We start from the raw sequence: 20,302 nt of genomic DNA, 5'->3' as shown, positions 1-20,302 counted from the left end.
CCTTCAGTGGAACGGCAGTTGCGCGAGCCGCTCGCGGAACAACTCCAGCGTCTCGCGTAGCTCCGAGTCCTCCAGCCCCTGGCCCGGGGCCCGGCGGCTCTTGCGCAGGAACGCATCGAAAGCGGCCGAGCGTCCATAGAGCTCGCCTGCTCTTTCGAGCGCCTCCAGCAGCACGCGCTCGGCGCCGGGTGAGCTCAGGAACAGGTGCATCGAGGCCTGCTCCAGCCGCGCGACGCAGGCGGCCCACACCGCCCGGTCGTGCCCCGTGAGCACCTGGGTGGTGAGTTCTTCGGCCACCCGCTCCAGCGTGCCGAGGATGGGCTGCAGCAGCCGGGGCAGCACCTCGGCCTCCAGTTGCCGCTGGCCCGCGTGTTCTCGCAACTGCCCGCGCACCTCTACCAGTTGCTGCTTGTCCCGCGTGCGCAGGGTGATGGAGGCCGGCATCGTCGCGAACGCCGCCAGGCTCTCCTCCAGTTGTCGCGCCAGCGCCGGCAGCCCCTCGGGCCCCACGCGCGCCACGCGCTCGAGCTTGCTCAGCAGCGAGCGCTTCAGGTCCATCATCGCGCCCCGCAGCGCCGCCGCCGCGGACACCTGCACCGCTTGGCCCGGCACCACCTCCTCGCGGCGCACGTCCTCGAAGGCCGAGGCGGTGAGGTACACCAGGTCTCCAATCCGCGAGCGGTAGTCCAGGCGGAAGCTCTGCAGCTCCGCCATCAGCGCCCAGCGGTCGCTCACCACCTCCGGACGGCGCACGCGCTCGCCCAGGTCCGCCACGCGCCGCGCCAGCCGCTCCGCGCTCCCGTGGAACACCACCTCCACCTCGTCCGCCAGCCGCTCGTCCGCGCTGGCCGGCGGGGGCCTCCAGCCGTCGTCCTTCCCCGCGGGGCGCTCCGGTGCCGGGAACTGCTCGCGGACCAACGCGATGAGGTGGTTGACGTCCACCAGCGTGTCCCGGAGCGCCGGCGCCATCGTCTCCCACAGCGACAGGTCCGCCCCATCCGGCTCCACCGTGGTGGGCTCGTACTTGACGATGTTGAAGTGGCCCAGCCGGTCGATGGCCACTGCCGCTGCCCGGTACACCCGCTCCAGCCGGTCGGCGAGGTGCCGGTCCGTCAGCGCGTCGAGCAGCGCCTCGAGGCGGAAGGGCAGCGCGTCCTGCGGCGTCCTGGGCTTCTCGGCGGGCATGGTGGAGCGGGAACCCCGGTGGCAAAGGGAGGGCGCCGACGCTAGCGCAACTTCGCGAAAAGCCCTCGATCCCTGCCGCTCGGAAGACTAGACACCCAAGCGCTTTCCTCTGATGGAGTCCGCATGCGTCTGCGTCTCGTTGCCCTCTTCGCCGCCCTGGCGGTCGGCTGTGCCACCACGCCTTCCACGCCGCCGCCGCCCCCGCCTCCGCCTCCGCTGTCGCCCGAGGCCGCCGCCGTCTTCGCTCGCGCCGAGGCGCCCGGGCCCGGCGGTGCGCTGGTGGTGAACCTGGATGCCTTCGAGGACCTGGGGCTGGCCGGCAAGGGGCCGACGATGGATCAGCTCGCGGGCATGGCCTCCACCGTCATGGCCCAGCTGTCCGTGGGAGAGGGCTCCGAGGCGCGCCTCTTCGCTCGGGGCTCCGTGGCCGGAGCCCTGCTGCGCCAGTGGGCGAAGTGGCCGGGCGTGCGTCGCATCGCCTTCATCGTCCCCACCGATCGCGCTCTGCGCCAGGGTCCGGAGGTGCTCCCCAACGAGGTGGTGGGCGCGCTGGCCGTGGATGAGGGCTCGCCGGAGAACCCGGAGCTGCTGGCGGGCGTGGCCTCCATCCTCCGCGCCGTGGCTCAGGAGCTGGGGCGCGAGGGCGCCGAGGTGCGCATGGCCCTGCGCGGGCAGGACCTGTGTGTGGAGGGTTCGGAGCTGGGCACCCCCGTCTGCATCCGCCCGAAGCGAGGCCTGCTGCTGTTCGGCACGCCCACCGCGCTGACCGCCTTCGAGGCGCTGCCGCCCCCCACCGCTCCGGCCGCCACGCCCGGCGAGGCGCCGCTGCTGGTGGGCCTGCGCGTGGACCTGGGCGCCAAGGGCCGTGGCCGGCTGGCCTTCACCGGCCGGGATGCGGTGCGCCTGAGCCTGAACGTGCAGGGTGCCGCGCCGAAGGACATCGGCATGCTGGATGCGATCGTGAAGAAGTCCATCACCGACTACGACACCCATCAGGCCGAGGTGCGCCAGCGCGTTGCCGCCGGGCTGGCCGAGGTGCAGAAGGCCGTCGCCGCGGACGCCACCGCGCCAGCCTCGCTGAAGCAGGCCACGAGCGCCCTCACCGCCGAGCGAGTGGTGGACGAGAAGGGCTACTGGACCCAGACGCGCCAGTCGCTCCAGGTGTCCTCCACCCAGGACAGCTTCTCCCTGGCCTTCACGGTGCCCGAGGGCTCGGTGAAGGAGCTGGCCGACCAGCTCTCCGGTGGCGGCACTCCCGTGGCGATGATGGGCATCCTCTCCGCCATCGCCATCCCCAACTTCATCAAGTTCCAGGGCCGCGCCAAGCAGTCCGAGGTGCGGGCCAACCTCAAGGCGGCCTTCACCTCTCAGCGCGTCTACTTCCAGGAGAAGGACCGGTGGGGCCGTAGCTTCGAGGAGATCGGCTTCTCGCCGGAGAAGGGGCGCCTCTACACCTACTGCATGGGCAAGCAGTGCCTGCCCTGTGACAAGCAGGGGTGCCAGGTGGCCCCGCCGCCCCACCCGTGCCAGGGGCTGACCTCCGTGGGCCAGGGCGCCAAGGACGGCTTCTCCGTCTGCGCCTACGCCAACATGGACTCGGATGACACCTGGGACGTGTGGGTCATCGATCAGGACGGCGAGCCGGAGCAGTTGAGCAACGATCTGGAGTAGGAGTAGGCGAGCGGGCACGCTGCCCCCGACCCGGCATAGAGTGGGGGTCGGGGAGGCAGACATGAAGGTCCGGACCCGCCGCTGGCTTCTCGCCGGCGGCTTCGCGGTGGTGCTCGGGGCGGTGGCGATCGCCGCTTCGCAGCTGTGCCTGTCGGCCTGGCTGTTCCATGGCGTGCGCGTGGCACATTGCCCGGATGGGCGCTTCCGGCAGACGGTGAACCTGCAGGTGCAGGAGCTGGCGCGCGAGCGCACCGGCACCGTACGCGTGTGGGCCCTGGCCCATGGTGTCGGGGAGCTGCCCGGCCAGGAGCTGCTGGCCCGGGTGGTACGCCGGGCGGAGGCTCAGCTCACGCTGCTGGACGCCGCCGGCAAGGAGACGCCGCTCTCCCCTGAGAAGGGCTGGGAGCGCGAGGATGACGCCGCGCTCGTGGGGCAGGTGAAGCTGCCCGTGCTGCCGGATGGGGACTACCGGCTGCGGGCCCGCGTCACCACGCCCCTGGGCACCGACTCGGTGGAGGCCACGCTGCCCCTCTACTCGCCCGCGCGCATCCATGTCCTCACGGATCGTCCTCTTTATGAGCCCGGCCACCGGGTGCAGTTCCGCGCCGTCGCGCTGCGAGCCAAGGACCTGAGCCCCCTGGACGGGCGCCCCGGCACGTGGGTGGTGGTGGATCCCAACGGAGACTCCGTGCTGGAGGAGCGCGCCCCAGCCGGCCCCTGGGGCGTGGTGTCCGGCGCCATCCCCCTGGACCGCGGTGCTCCCACGGGGACCTGGCGGGTGCTCTGGATGAGCGGCGGCACCAGCGCCGAGGCCTCCTTCCAAGTGGAGCCCTTCACCCTGCCGCGCTTCCGCGTGGAGGCCTCCAGCCCCCAGCCCTTCTGGCGCGCGGGGGAGACGCCCTCCGTGGAGGGGCAGGTGCTCTATAGCTCGGGTGCGCCGGTGGCGGGCGCGAGCGTGTCGTTCGGCTGGCGCCCCTCCGGCGCGTGGCCGCTGCCCTTGGAGTGGCTCGGTGGCGCGCTGCCCACCCAAGCGAAGACGGACGGGGCCGGGCGCTTCCGGGTGAGCCTGCCGCGCGTGCCCGGGGACCTGCGTGGCCAGGTGACCCTCTCGGCCCAGGTGACGGCCGTGGATCCCGCCGGAGACTCGGTGGTGGGTGGCGTCTCCGTGCTGCTCTCCGAGGATGCCCTCGCCGTCTCCGCCGTGACGGAGCTGGAGGGTGGCCTGGTGCAGAACTACAGCAACCGCGTCTACCTGCGCGTCACCAGCGCGGATGGGCAGGTGCTGCCCGGCGCGGAGCTCACCGTCAAGCGCGCGTGGGATCCGCGTGACACTGGCGTGCGCGCCGTGGCCGATGAGGATGGCGTGGCCGCCCTGCAGTTCGATCCGGGCGTCCCCGTCAACGTCGTCATTCCTCCCATGCCGGTGCGCAGGGCGCCGCCTCCGCCGCCCGTGGCGTTCTCGGACACGATGGATCTGCTCGGCTCGGGGCATGAGCCCTCGCTGGAGGACCAGGTGGCCCTGGAGCGGTGGCTGCCCGCGTTCCATCCATGTGCGCGCTTCGTCTCGGCAGATATGGGCACCGGTGAGGCGCACCTGGGCGTGCGGGTGAATGCCGGTGGCGGTGTTGCCGAGGTGGTGAGCGGCCCGGGGCGGCTCTCGGCCTGTCTCGCCGAGGTGGCCCGAGGGCGCACGCTGTCGGCGGGACGCGAGCGCATGCTCTCCCTGAGCTTCACCGTCATGGATCCGCGGCTCCCCGAGCTGGAGATGGAGGTGAACTCCGTCACCGCCAAGCCCTCCCACCTCGAGGAGGCGTTGCAGGAGGCGGCGCTGGACGCGCGCGCGTGCCTGCCCGCGAAGCTGGAGGAGGAGGCGCAAGCGCCCGTGGTCCTGCGCTGGCGCGTGCGGGCGGACCGTCCCGAGGTGGAGGTGGGGTGGGCGCCCGCTCCCAAGGAGGAGGGGGAGGAGTGGCTGCCCGCCTCGGTGCTTCCTTGCCTCCAGGCCCGCTTCGCCCGCGTCACCCTGCCGATGGGACAGGCGCGCGAGGATGGCGAGTCGCCGCCGGACATGATGGGCGTGGCGTACCTCAGCGCGCGGCCCGCCTACGCCTCGGAGGAGGAGGCCCAGGCCCAGGCCACGACGCGCCTGGGCTACGAGCTGATGGTGAGCGCCCAGGTGGAGGGCAAGGACGCCGGCTCGACGAAGCTCTTCCTGGCTCCCACCGAGCTCCCCGCTCAGCGGCTGCGCGCCACCCCGGTGCTCGCGCGTGGTGGAGAGGAGGTGCGGGTGGAGCTCTTGCGCGGCCCGGGCTTCACCGGCGAGCTGCCAGAGAAGCTCTGGCTGGAGGCGGGGGCGGAGCGGCTGGAGTCCAAGGTGGAGAAGGCCGCGCGCGTGGCGAGCTTCCGCCTGCCCGCGAACTTCGAGGGCTGGGCCGAGGTGCGGTGGGGCGAGGCGATCGCCCGGGTGTACGCCGCGCCGCGCGCGCAGCTCGCCCTGGAGGTGGCGCCGGAGAAGCCCGCCTACGCCCCCGGAGAGGTGGCCCGCCTGCTGCTGCGCACCCGCGTGGAGGGCAAGGAGGGCCCTGCCGCCGTGGGCCTCTTCGGCGTGGATGAGGGGCTGGCGCAACTGGCGCCCCTTCCCGGGCCGGGAGCGCTCGGGGAAGTGCGGCCCGTGCCCGCGGTGGCCAGCCCCGCCTTCGGGGTGCTCGATGGGCAGGCGCTTGCCATGGGGCGCATTCGCGGCGCCAACGCGGCGGCGGCGGCCCTGGTGCGCGTGACGGGCGTGCCGCGCCCCGAAGAGTCGGAGCCCTCGTTGTCCATGCTCGCCCAGAGCCCCTTCGAGCCAGAGGTGGAGGTGGCCGAGCCCTTCTACCGGGTGCTGGGAGAGCTGACGGCGCAGGTGCGCACCTGGGAGGAGAAGGCGCCCGCCGGGGAGACGCTGAGCCCCGCCGGCATGGCCCAGCTGTGGGAGCAGGCGCTGAGTGCCTGTGAGAAGCGCGGCGAGAGCGTCACGGACGCCTACGGGCGCCGGTTGAAGCTGTCGCGGCTGCCACCGGATCTGCTCGCGCTCACTGATCCGCGGGTGGTGGTGGTGGGTGGAACGCGGCTGTCCGAGGACGTCGAGAACTGGGGCGCGTGGGTCGCCCGGGAGGCGCCATGAAGCGCGCACTGAAGATTGGCGGCATCCTGTTCGCGGGGTTCATGCTGGGCATAGTCACCTGCGGCTTCCTGTTCCTGTCCAGTGGCAACGTGCTCATGGCGTCCGCTCCCGCGCTCGCCGGTAACGCGTCGTACATGGAAATGGATGCCTCGAAGGCTGCGCCGGGCTATGCCATGGCGCCTCCGGCGGAGGAACTCGCGGAAGGAGGGGGCGGCGAGGACCGGAAGGTGTCGGCGAAGAAGCGACGCCAGTCCATGCCAATGGCCAAGCCCATGCCCCTGGCGACGTCGAGGATGGAGCCAGAGTCCGAGCTGGCGGATGAGTTCGGCAGAGTGGAGGCCGAGGCGGCGCCCAGCCGCGCCTGGTTCCCCGAGACATTCCTCTTCGAGCCGCTGGTGGTGACGGACGCGGCCGGACAGGCGACGGTGCCGGTGCGGGTGCCGGACCGGCTCACCCGGTGGCGGGTGCTGGCCCTGGGGCACTCGCGCTCGGGCGCGCAGGCGGGCGCGGTGACGAGCTTCGCGGGCACGCTTCCCACCTATGTGGACCCGGTGGTGCCCGCCTTCCTGCGCACGGGGGACACCGTGCGCCTGCCCGTGCAGGTGGTGAACACCACGGGCGGAGCGGTGGAGCAGCCGCTGAAGCTCTCGGCCGAGGGCGCGGTGGTGGAGGGCAATGCCGCCCGCACCGTGCGGGTGCCCGCCCAGGGCAGCGTGGTGGAGTACGTGACGCTGAAGGCCACCCAGCCGGGCCCTGTCTCCGTGCGGGCCTCGCTGGGCACCACCGACGCGGTGGTGCGCGGCTTCGACGTGGTGCCCACCGGGCGGCCGGTGGGCCAGACGCGCGGGGGCTCGCTCGCGGCGCCGCGCACCCTCACGCTGGAGGGGCCGGCGGAGGTGGAGGCCGGCAGCGAGCGGGTGCGGCTGCTGGTGTACCCGGGCGCCCTGGGCGTGCTGCGCGCGGAGCTGGCCGCCGCCAGCGGGCGCGGGGGCGTGGCGGAGGATGCCTACGCGCTGCTGCTGTCGGGCCGCGCGCCCACGCTGCTGAAGACGCTGGGCGAGACGGCGGACACCGAGGCGCTCAAGGCCATGTCCATGGTGGCCGGGCAGCGGGTGCTGCGCGCGGGCCGCTCGCCGGACGTGCCCACCGCGGCGCTGCTGGCGCAGGCGGCGCTCACCCACCCGGACAACCCGGTGCTCTCGCGGCTCGGGGAGCGCCTGGCCGCGCAGGTGGCCAACGCGCAACGCCCGGATGGCACCTGCCAGGGCGCGGACGGGTGGACGCTGCAGCGGCTGCTGGTGGCCACCGCCGACTGCGCGCAGGCGGTGCGCGCGGCCTCCAGCGCCTCCAAGGGCGGGAGCCAGCGGGCTGCGGCCTTCAGCGCGCGGGCCCTCGGCGCCTTCGAGCGCAACCTCTCGCAGGTGCAGGAGGGCTACACCGCGGCGGCCGTGCTGGCCAGCGGCGGGGTGACGGGCTCGCTCCAGGAGCGCCTGCGTGAGCAGGTGCGCCAGGCGCTGAAGAAGCGCGAGGACGGCGCGGTGTCCCTGCCGGTGGAGCCCGGCGTGGTGCGCGCGGACGGGACGGCGCCGCCCGAGGTGGAGGCCACGGCGCTGGCGGTGCTCGCGCTCGCCGGAGACGCCAAGGCGCCGATGGCGGACCTGGGCACGGCGCTGCTCTCCGGCTACCAGCCGGGGTTGGGCTGGGGCGATGGCCGCACCAACCTCCTGTGCCTCCAGGCCGCGATGGCGCTCTTCTCCCAGCCGCTGCCCTCGCGGGTGCAGGTGGTGCTCGAGCGCGATGGCAAGGTGCTCAGCGAAGGCACCTTCGATGCCAAGGCCCTGCGCGACGTGCTGGCGCTGGAGGCGGCGGCGCCGGGCTCGGCGGGAGCGCACACGTGGACGGTGCGCGCGGAGCCCGCGGTGCCAGGGTTGGGCTTCTCGCTGTCACTGAGCGCCTATGTGCCGTGGAAGTCCGAGAAGGGCCAGGGGCTGGAGCTGGCGGTGAAGGTGCCGGCAGAGGCGAAGGTGGGCCAGCCCGTGGAGGTGGCGCTGCAGGCGGCCACTCCGGCGGGAATGGCGCTCGAGCTGCGCTATGCGCTGCCAGCGGGGGCGCAGGCGGACACGCAGAGCCTCGAGCGCCTCGTGGCCGAGGGCAAGGTGTCCTCTTATGAGGTGGAGGATGGGGCGCTGACGCTCTCCCTGCCACCCCGCGACGCCGGCGTGCCCTTCCAGGCCAGCTTCCGGGTGGTGCCCACGCTGGCGGGCACGCTGCAGGGTGGGGCCTCCAGCCTCTTCCCCGTGGAGCGGCCGGACCTCATCTCCTACGTCCCTCCGGCCCTCTGGACGGTGCGCTGATCAGCTCACGAGCTTCGGCTTGAAGCCGAGCAGCCTCCGCGTGGCCTCCGGCGTCAGCGTCTCGCCGCGCGGATCCCCTTCCTGTCGCAGCTCCCACAGGCAGTGGGCCACGTAAGCGTCCTCCGGAGTCCCCTCCGGAGGAGGCTGCGTCTGGTTCGTGAGGCTGAAGGTGACCGAGCCGACGAGCCCCACGCCCTGCTCGGGCTCCTCCTCCGGGTTCCAGGCCGGGTAGCGGTAGTGGAACAGGAACAGCTCGCGCCGGTCCTTCGTGGGAGGCCAGTCGAGCACCCGCCGGTCCCAGAGGACGATCGACTCCGGAGGTCCGTCGAACTCGTTGGGGTGCGTGAGCCAGGAGATCATCTCCGCCTTCGCCAGGAAGGCGCGATCATTCGCCTCCTTGGGGATGAGGTGCGCCTTGCCCAGCTCCTTCAGGTACTTCCGCGCCTGTAGGGCAATCGTCGGGTCCAGCGTGGCTTTCGCCAGGGCCTCCGCTGCGTCGGGAGCACCGTGCCGGACCTTGCTGTAGAGCGCCTCCATCCGGACCAGCGGATCAGGGTGCTGGGAGGCGATCTCCAACAGCTCCAGCGCCCGAGCGCCTGGAATCGAGGCCAGCGCGTAGCAGGCGGAGATGGCGTGGCCGTAGCGGCCCTCGTCCTCGCTCTCGATGACGCGCTGCAGGCGGTCCAGCCGGGTCGCCGCCGGGTGGGGACGCAGCCGCCCGGCCATCGCCAGCCGGTTGGCGAAGTCCAGCACCATCACCGCCCGGTCGTCCTCGAAGTCGAGCACCGGTTCCAGGGTCGGGAAGAGGGCCTCCACGTGCTCGGTATCCGCGGGGATGGCCTCCAGGGCGAACGAGACCATGTAGTCGCTCGGTCCCTTGGGCTCGGCCAGGGTGCGGGCGACGAAGGCCAGGCCCTCCCGGGAGCCGATCATCGCCAGTACCTTGAGCGCGAAGCCGCGGTCCCGCTCCGCCAGTCGCGGCCAGGCGGCCATGATGGCGGCGGGCGCATGGTCTCGGAAGTACTCCATCGCCTCCTGGCTGCCGGGGGACTGGATGAGGCCCAGGAGGACGCCTTCGGGCCGGTCGTACGCGGACCGGGGGCTGGGCGCCTCGCGTGAGAGCGCCTCGACGATTGCGCGGGCGTCCTCCTCGGTGCTCGTCCTGTGGAACATGAGCTGTTCCCGGGCCGAGTCAGAGGTCTTCGCGTCACGGCTGTAGAGCTGGTCGAGCAGCTGGCGCATCACGTCCGCGTCCTCACCTGTCCTGGGCGAGTCGGTTCACATCGTCCGGCAGCACGCCGCGCTGGAGCGCTTCCTGGAGCGCCTCCATCTGAGAGGCGACCTCCGAGCGGGACACCTTCGCGCCGGGGCCCTTGCGCGACAGCAGCTCGAGCGACGAGTGCGCCAGCTGCAGCGGCAGCGAGGTGAAGGCCAGCACCCCGCGCGAGGCTCCCGCGGAGTGGAGGACGCGCACGTAGCGGGCCGCCTCGACGATGTCGCTCGCGGCGAGCGCGTGGACATCCTCCAGCCGGACGCTCTCGGGCAGCAGCGAGCGACCCTGTTCGCGGTCCTGCGTCGCGTCCTTCAGCACGTTTACCAATTGCAGCGCCTCGCCGAAGAGGGGCGCAAGGGCGCGCAGCCTCGGGGCGGACGTCGTCAGGCGCTCATCCAGGAGGAAGAGCTCCGTGAGCAGCTCGCCCACCAGTCCGGCCACCACGTAGCAGTAGGCGCGCAGCTCCTCGAGGGAGCCCAACGTCAGCAGGCCTTGCTCGGTGGCACGGGCCAGCACCTCCCGCATGCCGCGCACGGTGCGCAGCACGAACTGGCGCAGGATGGCGCCGGCTTCGGGGCGCAGTGCCTCCAGACTCGCGAGGAGCTGGGGCGTGTGCTCCAACAGTTGCAGGTAGCCGGCGTCCTCGGAGGGGCATAGCGCCAGCCAGCGGTGAGCGAGCTCGGAGGCTCCCGGGCCCGCGCCACCCTCGATGAGCACCTCCATCTCGGTCAACGCCGTGCGACGCTGCTCCCGCGTCCATGTCGCCGCGTCCTCGAGCGTGTCGGCGACGCGCAGCAGCAGGTACGCCAGGCCCACCTCTCGCCGCAGGGGCTGCTCGAGCAAGGGGATGGCGAGCGCGAAGGTGCGGCTGGTGCGCTCCAGGAGCGTCGTGACTTCGCTGTCCGAGAGGGGTGAGGCGGGTCCGACAGGTGCATCCATCATCGAGAAGAGATCCTCACACGAGAAGCCAGAGCCTGGAGACGGGAAGCGTAGCGCCTCTTGCGTCAGTTGCCCTCCATGAGCCAGCGCAGCAGTGCCTGGGGCGCATCCACATGGACGAAGTGCCCCGCCTCCGGGAGCGTGGCCACCGGGCAGCCGGCCGCCTCCATACGCCGCACGTCCGCGTCCGACACATAGCGCGCACGGCCGCCGCGAATGCAGCGCACGCGCGCACCCGGACGCTCTACCGCCGGCCAGAGGTCCGTTCCGTTCACCCGCCCGTGCAGCTCGGAGAGCGCCTGCCGGTCGAAGCGCCAGCGCACCCCTCCCTCGGGCGTGGAGGTGAGGTTCATGACCAGCCAGTCGGCCAGCGGCTCCGACAGCTCTCGGCCCACCAGCGCCGCGCGCATCTCCCGCCGGCTCGGCGCGCTGTCCGGCGCCTGGAGCAGCACGTTGAGCACCATGCCGCTCTCGGAGAGGTCCACCGGCACGGGGCTCGGGGTGATGTCCAGCAGCGTCACGCTGGCGACCTCCGAGGGAGCGGCGAGGCTCGCCGCGAGCGACACCCGGCCTCCCAGTGAATGCCCCACCAGCTCCAGCGGCCCGGTGAAGCCCTTGGCACGCGCCGTCTCCAGCACGTCCCTCGCGAGGGTGTCCAGGTCCGCGCCCGGCGGCAGGGGCGGGGAGGTGCCATGGCCGGTGAGGTCCACCAACAGGAAGCGCCGGCGGGGATCCGCCTCGCTCCAGGCCGTGGCGAGCGAGCGCAGGTTGCGCCCCGAGCCGAGGAAGCCGTGCAGCAGCACGGTGGGTACCTCGCCCGCACCCACCTGGAAGCTCTCGAGAACCACGTGTGTCACCTTTCCCGCCGTGCGGCTTGACCAGGGCCTGGGCCCTCGCGCTTCATATCGTGAACGCCCTCCATCCCGGAGACACTCCGTGTCCATAGCCTCCCTGCTGTGTCTTGCACTCGCCGCCGCCACCCCCGAGGCCGGCAAGGCGGATGCGCGCCCCGCCATCGCCGCCGTGCTGGATGACTGGCACAAGGCCGCCGCCGAGGCGGACGAGGCGCGTTATTTCGGCCACTTCACCGCGGACGGTGTCTTCCTGGGCACGGATGCCACCGAGCGGTGGACGCGCGATGCGTTCCGGGTGTGGGCCAAGCCCTTCTTCGCGCGCGGCAAGGCGTGGAGCTTCAAGGCCGTGTCCCGCAACATCTCCCTGTCGAAGGATGGCGCCGTGGCCTGGTTCGACGAGGCGCTCGACACCCCCAACATGGGGCCGTGCCGAGGCTCGGGGGTGCTGGTGAAGGAGGGGACGGGCTGGAAGATCGCCCAGTACAACCTCTCCGTCCCCATCCCCAACGCACTGCTGCCCGATTTCAAGGGTCGGATCGAGGCACACCTGAAGCAGCCCCAGGCTCCGCGCGCAGCAGGAACGACTCGCTCCACTGCAAGCCCGACTTCAACGCGCTCTCCCGAATCCAATACGCCACCGGAACCGGTGCGCCCTGGTGCAGGCCCATGACGGGCACGCCCTGCTGCTGCAGATAGGGGTTCGTGAGGGGATCCGAGAACGGGTAGGGGTCGTTGACGAGGTACCACGTCTCGGCCGAGGTCTTCAGGTAGCCGACGACCAGCGCGGCATGCATGGGCGCGAGGAATCGGTCCAGGCTCGCCGGAATCGCGGATGACGCGCCCGGGCTGAGTCCCACCAGGACGGGGTTGCCCTGCTCGAGCTCTCGCAGCATGTCGCTGGCCGGGAGCACGGGCGCTCCGGCGGCGAAGAGCTTGGGCGTCTGGCGCCCGGTGGTGGCGAGCTTCCGGGGGAAAGCCGTCAGCATCCCCGCCACCTCGAGGGTGCTTCCACCGCCCATGGAATCGCAGAGGCTGCAGTTGGAGTTGCACTGGAACTGCTCGCTGCCCGAGTACAGCGCGCGGACGATGTTGCACTGGGACGAAGAGGCCACGGTGTCCTTCGTCACGATGACGCCATAGTAACGGAAGACCATCTCCCCGACGGTGATCCAGCTCCACTTCGGTTGGGACTGGGCCAGGGGGGGAATGGGCAGCGTCTTCCGCTGGAGGTCCGAGAGGCGCTGGAACGTCGCGGAACAGGAGAGCGGGCCCTGGGTCAGGGTCCCCGCCCAGGAGGGGCCGTCGAGCTCTCCGGATAGGACGACCTGGTAGTTCTGGGGCACGTTCGCGGTGACGCGAAGCTGCTCCTCCTTCACGGTGACGGACTTCAGCTCCGCGGACATCCCCGGCTGCGGCGAGCTCAGGAGGCCCTGGAAGCCCTGGGGCCCCGGAGCGATGAGGACATGGAGCGCGAAGGCCTGTGGAGGCTGGCCCGGAGACAGGACCGGAGGGGGGCAGATGACCGTGCCCTCCCAGTGGCCTTCAACGGTGGGGGTGGTCGCCACCACCGTGGCGAGCGCGAGGGGAAGGAGGAGGCTCATGGGCAGGGAAGGGCACAGTACCCCAGCCTGGCGCTACAGGCCGAACGGGTAGGTGTCGGGAGCGTCCTCCTCCTCGTGGCCGGCGTCCTTGTCCAGCGGCGTGAGCGCCCATGTCTCGTCGTAGTGCATCACCGCGTCGAACTGCGCGGGCAGGTCCGCCAGGAAGTAGTGGCTCCAGCGCTCCGTGCGCGGCGCGTACACCACGCCAATGGCGCGCTCCAGTCGCCGCTCGCGCAGGCCCGAGGCCGCCTCGCCCAGGTCTTCCATGCGCAGCAGGAAGCGCCCCAGGCCCACCTCGTGGAACAGGTGCTCGTAGCTGCCCGGCAGTGCCGGCCGCACCCGGCGGCGCAGGCCCCGTCCGTCCCACTCCTTGGCGGCGATGACCGTGCCCGTGTACGTGCTGAAGCCCACGTTGTACACGGCCTTGCCGTGGCGCTGGCGCAGGAGCTGCCCCAGGTTCAGCTCGCCCTGGTCTCCGAGCTGCGTGGCCCGCGCATCCCCCAGGTGCGAGTTGTGCGCCCACACCACCATCCGCGCGCTCCGGCCCGTCTTCCGGGACAGGTGTTCGGCCAGCGCGTCCGCCGCGTCCGCCATGTGCGTGTCGCGCAGGTTCCAGCTCTCGTTGCGGCCCGCATACATCGTCCGGTAGTAGGCCTCCGCGTCCCGCGCCAGCCGCGCGTTCTGCTCGGCGAAGAAGCGCGCGTCCTCGTCCCTCGCTCCCTGGGGTCGGCGCTGCTGGAGTTCCATCAACTGCTCCACCACCGCGTCCTCGCAGGTGCCCGCGTAGCCGTACGCCGTGGCGTGCCCGTACGCCTGCGGGTCCTCGCCGAAGTGCTCGAAGCACGCGTAGCGCTCCCGTGCTCTCCGGGCCGCCGCCGGGTCCACCTTCTCCAGGTAGTCCACCACCGCGCGCAGCGAGGCGTGCAGGCTATAGAGGTCCAGCCCGTAGAAGCCCGCCCGCTGCTCCGGTGGCTGGGTCGCGTTGTGCGCCCGCATCCACCGCACCAGCTCCGCCACCTCCTGATTGCGCCACATCCACCGGGGGAAGCGGTGGAAGTCCCCCAGCGCTCCCTCCGCCTCCGTGTCCCCTCCCTCGCCGTGGACGAAGGCGTTCACCCGGAGCGCGTCCGGCCAGTCCGCCTCCACCGCCACCGCCGTGAAGCCGTGCTCGGCAATCAACCTTCGGGTGAGCGCCGCGCGCATCGCGTAGAACTCGTGCGTGCCATGCGTTGCCTCACCCAGGAGGACGAAGCGCGCGTTGCCAATTCCCTCCACCAGCGCATCCAGATCCGTGGGCGCCCCCGTCAGCGGCAGGGCGGCCGAGCGCACCCCATCCAGCAGGGCCTGGGAGATGTCCGGTTCGTCTTCATCGAAGAAGGGGGCCATACCGGCAAGGTGAGCAGAACCGTGGGTGTCGCCCAGTCACCCTTTGGAGGCAGGCCCGAGGGGCCATCAGGCAGGCGGGCTCTGCCCTCCGCGCACGGCCTGTCAGGCCCTTCCGGTACCCTCCTGTTCATGGGGCAGCTTTCCGTCGACCCGCGATTGTCGGGATTCATGCACCTGTGCGCCAGGGCCGCTGGCCACGTTCCGAGGCTGTGCCCAGTGTCCTGGGTACTCGGGTTGCTCACGACTTGGTGGAGAGGTTTGGACATCCTCCCCCTGGCCCTCTTCAGGAGGGAGAGGGGCAGAGGCCATGCCGTGAGGCGGTGGAGGGGCGGGAAGATGGCGCGAAGCGGCTGGGTGGCGGGAGCGCGGTGGTTGGTGTTGGGGGCGATGCTCGCGGCGGGACTCGCCGAGGCACGCGAGGTGGCGGGCGTGAAGATGCCCGACACGCTGGAGCTGCAGGGCCGGCGGTTGGAGCTGGCGCACATGGCCCTCAAGGAGAAGCTCTTCTTCAACGTCTACGTGTGGGGGCTCTACATGGAGGAGATTCCCCGCGTGGAGTCCGAGGCCATCGCCGCCAACCAGCTCAAGCGCCTGCACTTCCGCTTCATGCGCAAGGTGCGCCGGGACCAGCTCGTGGAGGCCATGCGCCATGCGCTCTCGCGCAACGAGGCGCTGCACTCCGGGCCGATGCAGCAGAGCCTGGATGCGATGCTCCTGTCGCTCAGGGACGTGGGCAAGGGGGACAACCTGGTGCTCACCTATGTGCCGGAGAGCGGGCTGCACGTCTCCGGAGAGGCCTCGGGCGGCGTGCTCATTCCCGGCAAGGGCTTCGCCGACGCGCTCTTCACCGCGTGGCTGCACAAGAACCCTGTCTTCGAGCGCTAAATAGCGCCGGCTACTTGTGGCGCAGCACGAAGGGCATCAACGGGCGGATGCCCTGGGCCTGGGCGAAGCTGCCCTGGTTGATCGCGAAGGCGATGCGTCCCCGGGAGTCCACGTAGAGGAGCGGCTTGCCTACCGGCACGTCGCTGAAGGTGGAGACCCAGGGCAGGCGTAGCTCGCGGCCCTTGCCGAAGGTGACCTTCGCGGTGTCTCCGCGCTGGTAGCCCAGCTTCGCGAGCAGCGCGCCGTCCGCGTTGGTGACGAGGTTGCCGTAGGGGTGTTCGATGGCGAGCACGGTGCCCTGCAGCGCCGTGTCCGTCAGCCGGGCCTCGGGGATCTCCAGCCTCACCCAGTCGGTCACGGGTGGGCCGACCTGGGTGAAGTCGTCCCCACGCGCGAGCCGCGCGCCCACGGGGGCGAAGACGTCGCGGCCGTGGAAGGTGGAGGAGAGCGCTCCGCCGTGGAGCCAGTCGCGGTGGGTGATGACGCGCGCCTCCGCCACGCCCTGCTGGCGCTCCACCAGGGTGATGAGGCCGTTGTCCGGGAGCACGAAGAACTGCCCTCGCTTCGTCTTCACCACCAACGCCTTGCGCGTGCTGCCCACGCCCGGATCAATCACCGACACGAACACCGTGCCCTCGGGGTAGTAGGGCGCCGTGCCCGCGAGGAAGCGCGCTCCGTCCAGCACGGAGAAGGGCTCGACGTCGTGAGATAGGTCGATGATCCGCAGCCGGGGTTCTAGGCCGAGCATGACACCCTTGCAGATGGCCACTGAGTCGTCGCGCTGACCGAAGTCCGTCATGAAGACGAGCGTGGGCTCCGCCGCGCTGGCACTCGTGGCGACCCACAGCATCACGAGGAGGACAGAGGGGCACACCCGGCGCATGAACGCTCCTTTCGGTCCGTCAGTCTGACGCGATATGAAGCGGGGGACGCCGCGAATTTGCAGAGGGGGGCTTCTGAATGTCGGATTCCGACGATGTCCTGCGCCGTATGGAGCAGGGCCAGGAAGTGGCTCGCGAGGTCCAGGAGGCCGTACGCCAGGCCCGGGAAGGGCAGGTCCCCGTCAAGCAGGTGCGCCAGCTCGAGCAGGCCTTGGGGCAGATCCCCGAGGTGCAGCAGGCGACGCAGCAATTGGGGCAGGTGGCGCGGCAGGCGCGTGACGTGGCCGAGCGCGTGGTGGGCGCCTTGGGGGGAGTGGAGGCGCTGTCCGAGGTGGCACAGGCCATCGCTGGCGGGTTGAAGCCCGCGGAGAAGGTCCGCTTCAGCTTCGAGTCCAATGCGGATCCGGGTGGAACCTGGCGCGTGGTGGAGCTGCACGCCCGCGAGGGGCTGTCCGAGCTGTACGCGTATACGGTGGATCTGGCCAACGAGAACCTGGGCGCGGACGTGGACGGGCTGTTGGGCTCCTCGTCCGAGGTGGTCATCTCCCGCGAGGCGGCCTCACGGCGCCTGTGCGGCATCATCCACCGGGTGGAGCACACGGGCACCAAGGCCGGGCACCTGCTGGCGCGGGTGCATGTGGTGCCGGCGCTCTGGGCGCTGTCGCAGCGCAAGGATTCCTACATCTTCCAGGAGAAGACGGTGCCGGAGATCCTGGAGGAGGTGCTCTCCGAGGGGCTACAGCCCTACGAGCGCACCGTCCGGCTGGAGCTCACGCGCGAGTATCTGCCGCGTGAGTACTGCGTGCAGTACCGGGAGACGGACCTGGACTTCGCGCTGCGGCTCATGGAGGAGGAGGGCATCTTCTTCTACTTCGAACACACCGGAGAGAAGGAGGAGTTGGTGTTGGCGGAGGCCAACGAGCAGTGCCCCACGTGCGAGCCGGTGGGTGGCAGCCCCATCACCGTGAAGGGACCCGAGGCGTCCACTGCCGAGGACGAGGCGCTGCGGCACTTCGACTTTTCGCAGCAACTGCACACCACGAGCGTGGTGGTGCGGGACTTCGACTGGACGCAGCCGGCGCTGGACCTGACGAAGAAGGCACGCGCCAAGGACGGGCAGGGCAAGGACCGCGAATCCTACGAGTATCCGGCACCCCTGTTGGGGCCGTACGACGCGGGAGCGAAGAAGTACAAGCACGAGTCCCAGCAGGAGACGCTGCGCCGAGAGGCCTTCCATGTGCAGGGTAAGCATGGGCACGGTGCGGGCTATGTCACCGGCTTCACCCCGGGCTTCATGTTCGAACTGACGGGGCATGGCAACCCCGCGTTGGACCAGTGGTATCTCCTCACCCGCGTGGAGCACCACGGCCATGCACCCGAGGAGCTCACCAGCGATACGCATGAGGAGGCCAAGGAAGGCACCGCGCGTGAGCGCTACCGCAATACATTCGAGTGCATTCCGCTGGATGCGCCCTTCCGTTCCGAGCGTCGTCGTATCCGTGCGCGCATGGCGGGGCTGCAGACGGCCACGGTGGTAGGGCCCTCTGGCGAGGAGATCTTCACGGACGAGCACGGCCGCATCAAGGTGCAGTTCCACTGGGACCGAGCGGGGCAGAAGGACGAGAAGAGTTCGTGTTTCCTACGCGTGGCTCAGGTGTGGAGTGGCCTGGGCTGGGGGTTCGTCTTCCTACCGCGCATCGGCATGGAAGTGCTGGTGGACTTCCTGGAGGGGGACCCGGACCGGCCGCTGGTGGTGGGCTCTGTGTACAACGGGCAGAACGCGCCGCCTTACGCGCTGCCGGATCAAAAGACACGCAGCACCATCCGCACTTCGAGCACGCCAGGAGGGGAAGGCTTCAACGAGCTGCGCTTCGAGGATGCCGCCGACTCGGAGGAGGTGTTCCTCCACGCGCAGAAGGACTTCAACGAGGTGGTTCTGCACAACCACTCCACCCAGGTGAAGGCCAACCAGACGAACTCGGTGGATGGCTCGCAGTCGGAGACGGTGGGCGGTGACCAATCCATGACCGTCCATGGCAAGCGAACCAAGACGGTGGACATGGACGAGACGACCACCGTGAAAGGCAAGCGTACCGAGACGGTGGAGCAGGACGAGAAGATCACCGTCCAGGCCACACGCACCGAGGAGGTGACGGGGCAGGAGAAGCTCACCCTGCACGGGGGCCGCGACACCACCGTCAATACGCTGGAGAAGCTCCTCGTTACGGGAGACCGCGAGGAGACCATCGACAGCAAGGACACGCTGGAAGTCGGCGGGGACAAGGCCGACCACGTGGTCGGCAAGTACACGATGGTGGGAGATGTCGAGGTGAAGTCCTCTCAGGGCGAAGTGAGCGTCACCCTCAAGGACAGCATCACCGTCGACGGGGCGAGCAAGAAGATCCAGATTCACAACACCTCGGGAGAGATGAAGTTCGATGGCAACAAGATCGAGGTGACGGCCGTGAGCGAGATCTCCCTGGTGTGCGGCGCGGCGAGCGTAACGCTCAAGAGCGACGGCACCGTGGAGCTGTCTGGTGTCAAGGAGGTCAAGGCGAGTTCGGCGGCGAGTTCGGTGAAGGTTTCGCCCCTGGGGGTGGAGACCTCCGGACCGAAGATCGCTGCCTCGGCGCAGGCACTCCACGAGATCACCGGCGCGATCGTGAAGATCAACTAGCGCTTACCGAGGGATGACATGGACTCGATTGCGCAGCCACTAACGCGGGTGGTCGAGGCGGTACAGCGGTTCATTATCAACCGGGACGTGCGGCTCCTGCATGTGGCGACGGATCCCTCCTTGCGATTGGCCGTGCTGGAGCACATCGCAGCGGGGGAGCACCACGGGGACAACCATTCGCCGTTCTTCGTGCTGGAGACGCCCACGGAGGATGGGGAGGACGGGTGGGAAGGGCGCGCGGAGGAGCTGCGCGAGGACTATGAGGAACTGCGCACGCTGCTGGCCGAGGCGGGGGAGGGCGTCTCCGTGCCGGAGCTTGGGGCCGTGCCGAAGGCCCAGAGCGCGTTGGCACGCTTCTGCCTGGAGGTGGACGGGGCGCTGCGTAGCCTTACCGCACCCTTCGATGGAATGGTGCTGGTGCTAGCACCGGTCTGGGTGCGCGATCCGAAGCACTGGGCTTCGGATGTGAAGAGCCTGCTGACGCGCGCGGAGTCGAGGCAGGCCCGGTTCATCCTCGTGGAGACGGATGGGACTCACTGTGAGCCCCTGGCGGTTGCCCTCGCGAAGAAGGCTGAGCGTGTGGATGCGAGGCCTGACGAGAAGCAGGCGGGCCAGGATATGGCGCAGATGCTCGCGGCCATGGCCTCGGCGCCCGTGGGTGCTACGGGAGCGCAGGTGGTGGGGGCGGCAGGGCCACGAGAGGCTCCGCCACCTCGTAAAGGAGCCCCTCAGCCTCTGGCCGTTGACCAGCGCGAGAAGATGGCCCGGGAGCTGATGTTGGAGCCAGCCCTGCTCGATCCGAGCTTCCAGCAGATCCTGCGCCTCAAGGTGCTCACCGCAGCTCATGCGCTTCGTGAGGGGAAGGCCGCTCAGGCCGTCCAGGCGCAGCGTGAAGCCCGCGACATGTGCCTGAAGGCGGGTCTGAAGAGAGAGGCCGTGACAATGGAGTTGGTGCTGGGAGGCTATGTGCTCCAGGCGAAGCAGACGGCTCAAGCGCTGGAGGTATTTCGGGACGCTCGCAAGCGCGCTGAGGCGCACCAACTCCCAGAACTGGCGGTGCAGGCGCAGCTCGCCCAGGCCTCCACGCTCCTGATCCTCCAGCGGTCCGACGAGGCTGCCCGTGCATATGCCGAGGCGGGGAAGCTAGGGATGGCAGCCGCCACACCCGTGCTCGCCATCGAGGGTTATCGCATGTGTGGCCAGCTCCTAGCGGGTGCGGGCAAAGTGGCGGAGGCTACCGCCGCGTGGAAGAAAGCACTGGAGGCAGCCGACAAGGCCCCTTCAGACCAGCGGTCCGCCTCCTCGGCACCCGAGGCGGCGCGTCAACTGGCTGCCCTCTGTCGCAAGCACGGCCTCAAGGCCCAGGCGGATTCGCTGGAGGCCCAGGCTGTCGCCTTGGAACTTCCTCCCGCCCCTCGAGTCCAGGAGGCCTGACGCGT

The 20,302-nt window shown here is 70.5% G+C and carries 13 protein-coding genes; 7 read left to right on the top strand and 6 right to left on the bottom strand.

Features of this window, described 5'->3' with window-relative positions; all coding sequences use genetic code 11:
• Positions 1 to 3: 3 nt before the first annotated feature.
• On the bottom strand, positions 4 to 1,185 hold the full coding sequence (locus SYV04_RS37940; RefSeq protein WP_321550943.1) for a hypothetical protein: 1,182 nt from the start codon (positions 1,183 to 1,185) through the stop codon (positions 4 to 6).
• A 123-nt stretch (positions 1,186 to 1,308) separates the two neighbouring features.
• Here SYV04_RS37940 and SYV04_RS43840 point away from each other — a divergent pair, with 123 nt between their 5' ends.
• The 3 genes from SYV04_RS43840 (at position 1,309) to SYV04_RS37925 (ending at position 8,367) form a co-directional block, all read left to right on the top strand.
• On the top strand, positions 1,309 to 2,856 hold the full coding sequence (locus tag SYV04_RS43840; RefSeq protein ID WP_422724014.1) for a type IV pilin protein: 1,548 nt from the start codon (positions 1,309 to 1,311) through the stop codon (positions 2,854 to 2,856).
• 61 nt (positions 2,857 to 2,917) lie between these two features.
• A complete protein-coding gene (locus SYV04_RS37930) occupies positions 2,918 to 6,013 on the top strand; it encodes an MG2 domain-containing protein (RefSeq protein WP_321550942.1) in 3,096 nt (1,031 codons plus the stop codon).
• Positions 6,010 to 8,367 carry an alpha-2-macroglobulin family protein gene (locus SYV04_RS37925; protein ID WP_321550941.1) on the top strand — a complete coding sequence of 786 codons (2,358 nt, stop codon included), beginning with the start codon at positions 6,010 to 6,012 and terminating at the stop codon, positions 8,365 to 8,367. Before SYV04_RS37930 ends, SYV04_RS37925 begins: the two co-directional genes overlap by 4 nt.
• On the opposite strand, the gene SYV04_RS37920 is transcribed toward SYV04_RS37925, so the two are convergent.
• The 3 genes from SYV04_RS37920 to SYV04_RS37910 form a co-directional block, all read right to left on the bottom strand.
• On the bottom strand, positions 8,368 to 9,609 hold the full coding sequence (locus tag SYV04_RS37920; protein ID WP_321550940.1) for a HEAT repeat domain-containing protein: 1,242 nt from the start codon (positions 9,607 to 9,609) through the stop codon (positions 8,368 to 8,370). It lies immediately after the preceding gene.
• Positions 9,610 to 9,622: 13 nt separating this feature from the next.
• On the bottom strand, positions 9,623 to 10,582 hold the full coding sequence (locus SYV04_RS37915; RefSeq protein WP_321550939.1) for a squalene/phytoene synthase family protein: 960 nt from the start codon (positions 10,580 to 10,582) through the stop codon (positions 9,623 to 9,625).
• Between the two features lie 62 nt (positions 10,583 to 10,644).
• A complete protein-coding gene (locus SYV04_RS37910; protein ID WP_321550938.1) occupies positions 10,645 to 11,427 on the bottom strand; it encodes an alpha/beta fold hydrolase in 783 nt (260 codons plus the stop codon).
• A gap of 88 nt (positions 11,428 to 11,515) precedes the next feature.
• Between SYV04_RS37910 and SYV04_RS37905 the strand changes: the two genes are divergently transcribed.
• The gene (locus tag SYV04_RS37905) at positions 11,516 to 12,103 is read left to right on the top strand and encodes a nuclear transport factor 2 family protein (RefSeq protein ID WP_321550937.1); all 588 of its coding nucleotides are present in this window, start codon (positions 11,516 to 11,518) and stop codon (positions 12,101 to 12,103) included.
• 964 nt (positions 12,104 to 13,067) lie between these two features.
• On the opposite strand, the gene SYV04_RS37900 is transcribed toward SYV04_RS37905, so the two are convergent.
• Positions 13,068 to 14,420: an erythromycin esterase family protein gene (locus tag SYV04_RS37900; protein ID WP_321550936.1), complete on the bottom strand. Its 1,353-nt coding sequence runs from the start codon at positions 14,418 to 14,420 to the stop codon at positions 13,068 to 13,070.
• Positions 14,421 to 14,756: 336 nt separating this feature from the next.
• On the opposite strand from SYV04_RS37900, the gene SYV04_RS37895 reads away from it, so the two are divergent.
• The gene (locus SYV04_RS37895) at positions 14,757 to 15,305 is read left to right on the top strand and encodes a chalcone isomerase family protein (RefSeq protein WP_321550935.1); all 549 of its coding nucleotides are present in this window, start codon (positions 14,757 to 14,759) and stop codon (positions 15,303 to 15,305) included.
• Between the two features lie 10 nt (positions 15,306 to 15,315).
• Here SYV04_RS37895 and SYV04_RS37890 read toward each other — a convergent pair whose 3' ends face one another.
• Positions 15,316 to 16,188: an SAM hydrolase/SAM-dependent halogenase family protein gene (locus tag SYV04_RS37890; protein WP_321550934.1), complete on the bottom strand. Its 873-nt coding sequence runs from the start codon at positions 16,186 to 16,188 to the stop codon at positions 15,316 to 15,318.
• Between the two features lie 77 nt (positions 16,189 to 16,265).
• On the opposite strand from SYV04_RS37890, the gene SYV04_RS37885 reads away from it, so the two are divergent.
• A complete protein-coding gene (locus SYV04_RS37885; protein ID WP_321550933.1) occupies positions 16,266 to 18,863 on the top strand; it encodes a type VI secretion system Vgr family protein in 2,598 nt (865 codons plus the stop codon).
• 18 nt (positions 18,864 to 18,881) lie between these two features.
• Positions 18,882 to 20,297, top strand: a complete 1,416-nt coding sequence (locus SYV04_RS37880; RefSeq protein WP_321550932.1) for a tetratricopeptide repeat protein — start codon at positions 18,882 to 18,884, stop codon at positions 20,295 to 20,297.
• The last annotated feature ends 5 nt before the right edge of the window (positions 20,298 to 20,302 follow it).

It is taken from the genome of Hyalangium ruber (assembly GCF_034259325.1).
In the GTDB taxonomy this organism is placed as follows: Bacteria; Myxococcota; Myxococcia; order Myxococcales; family Myxococcaceae; genus Hyalangium_A; species Hyalangium_A rubrum.
This window is presented reverse-complemented; position numbering and strand designations above follow the sequence as displayed.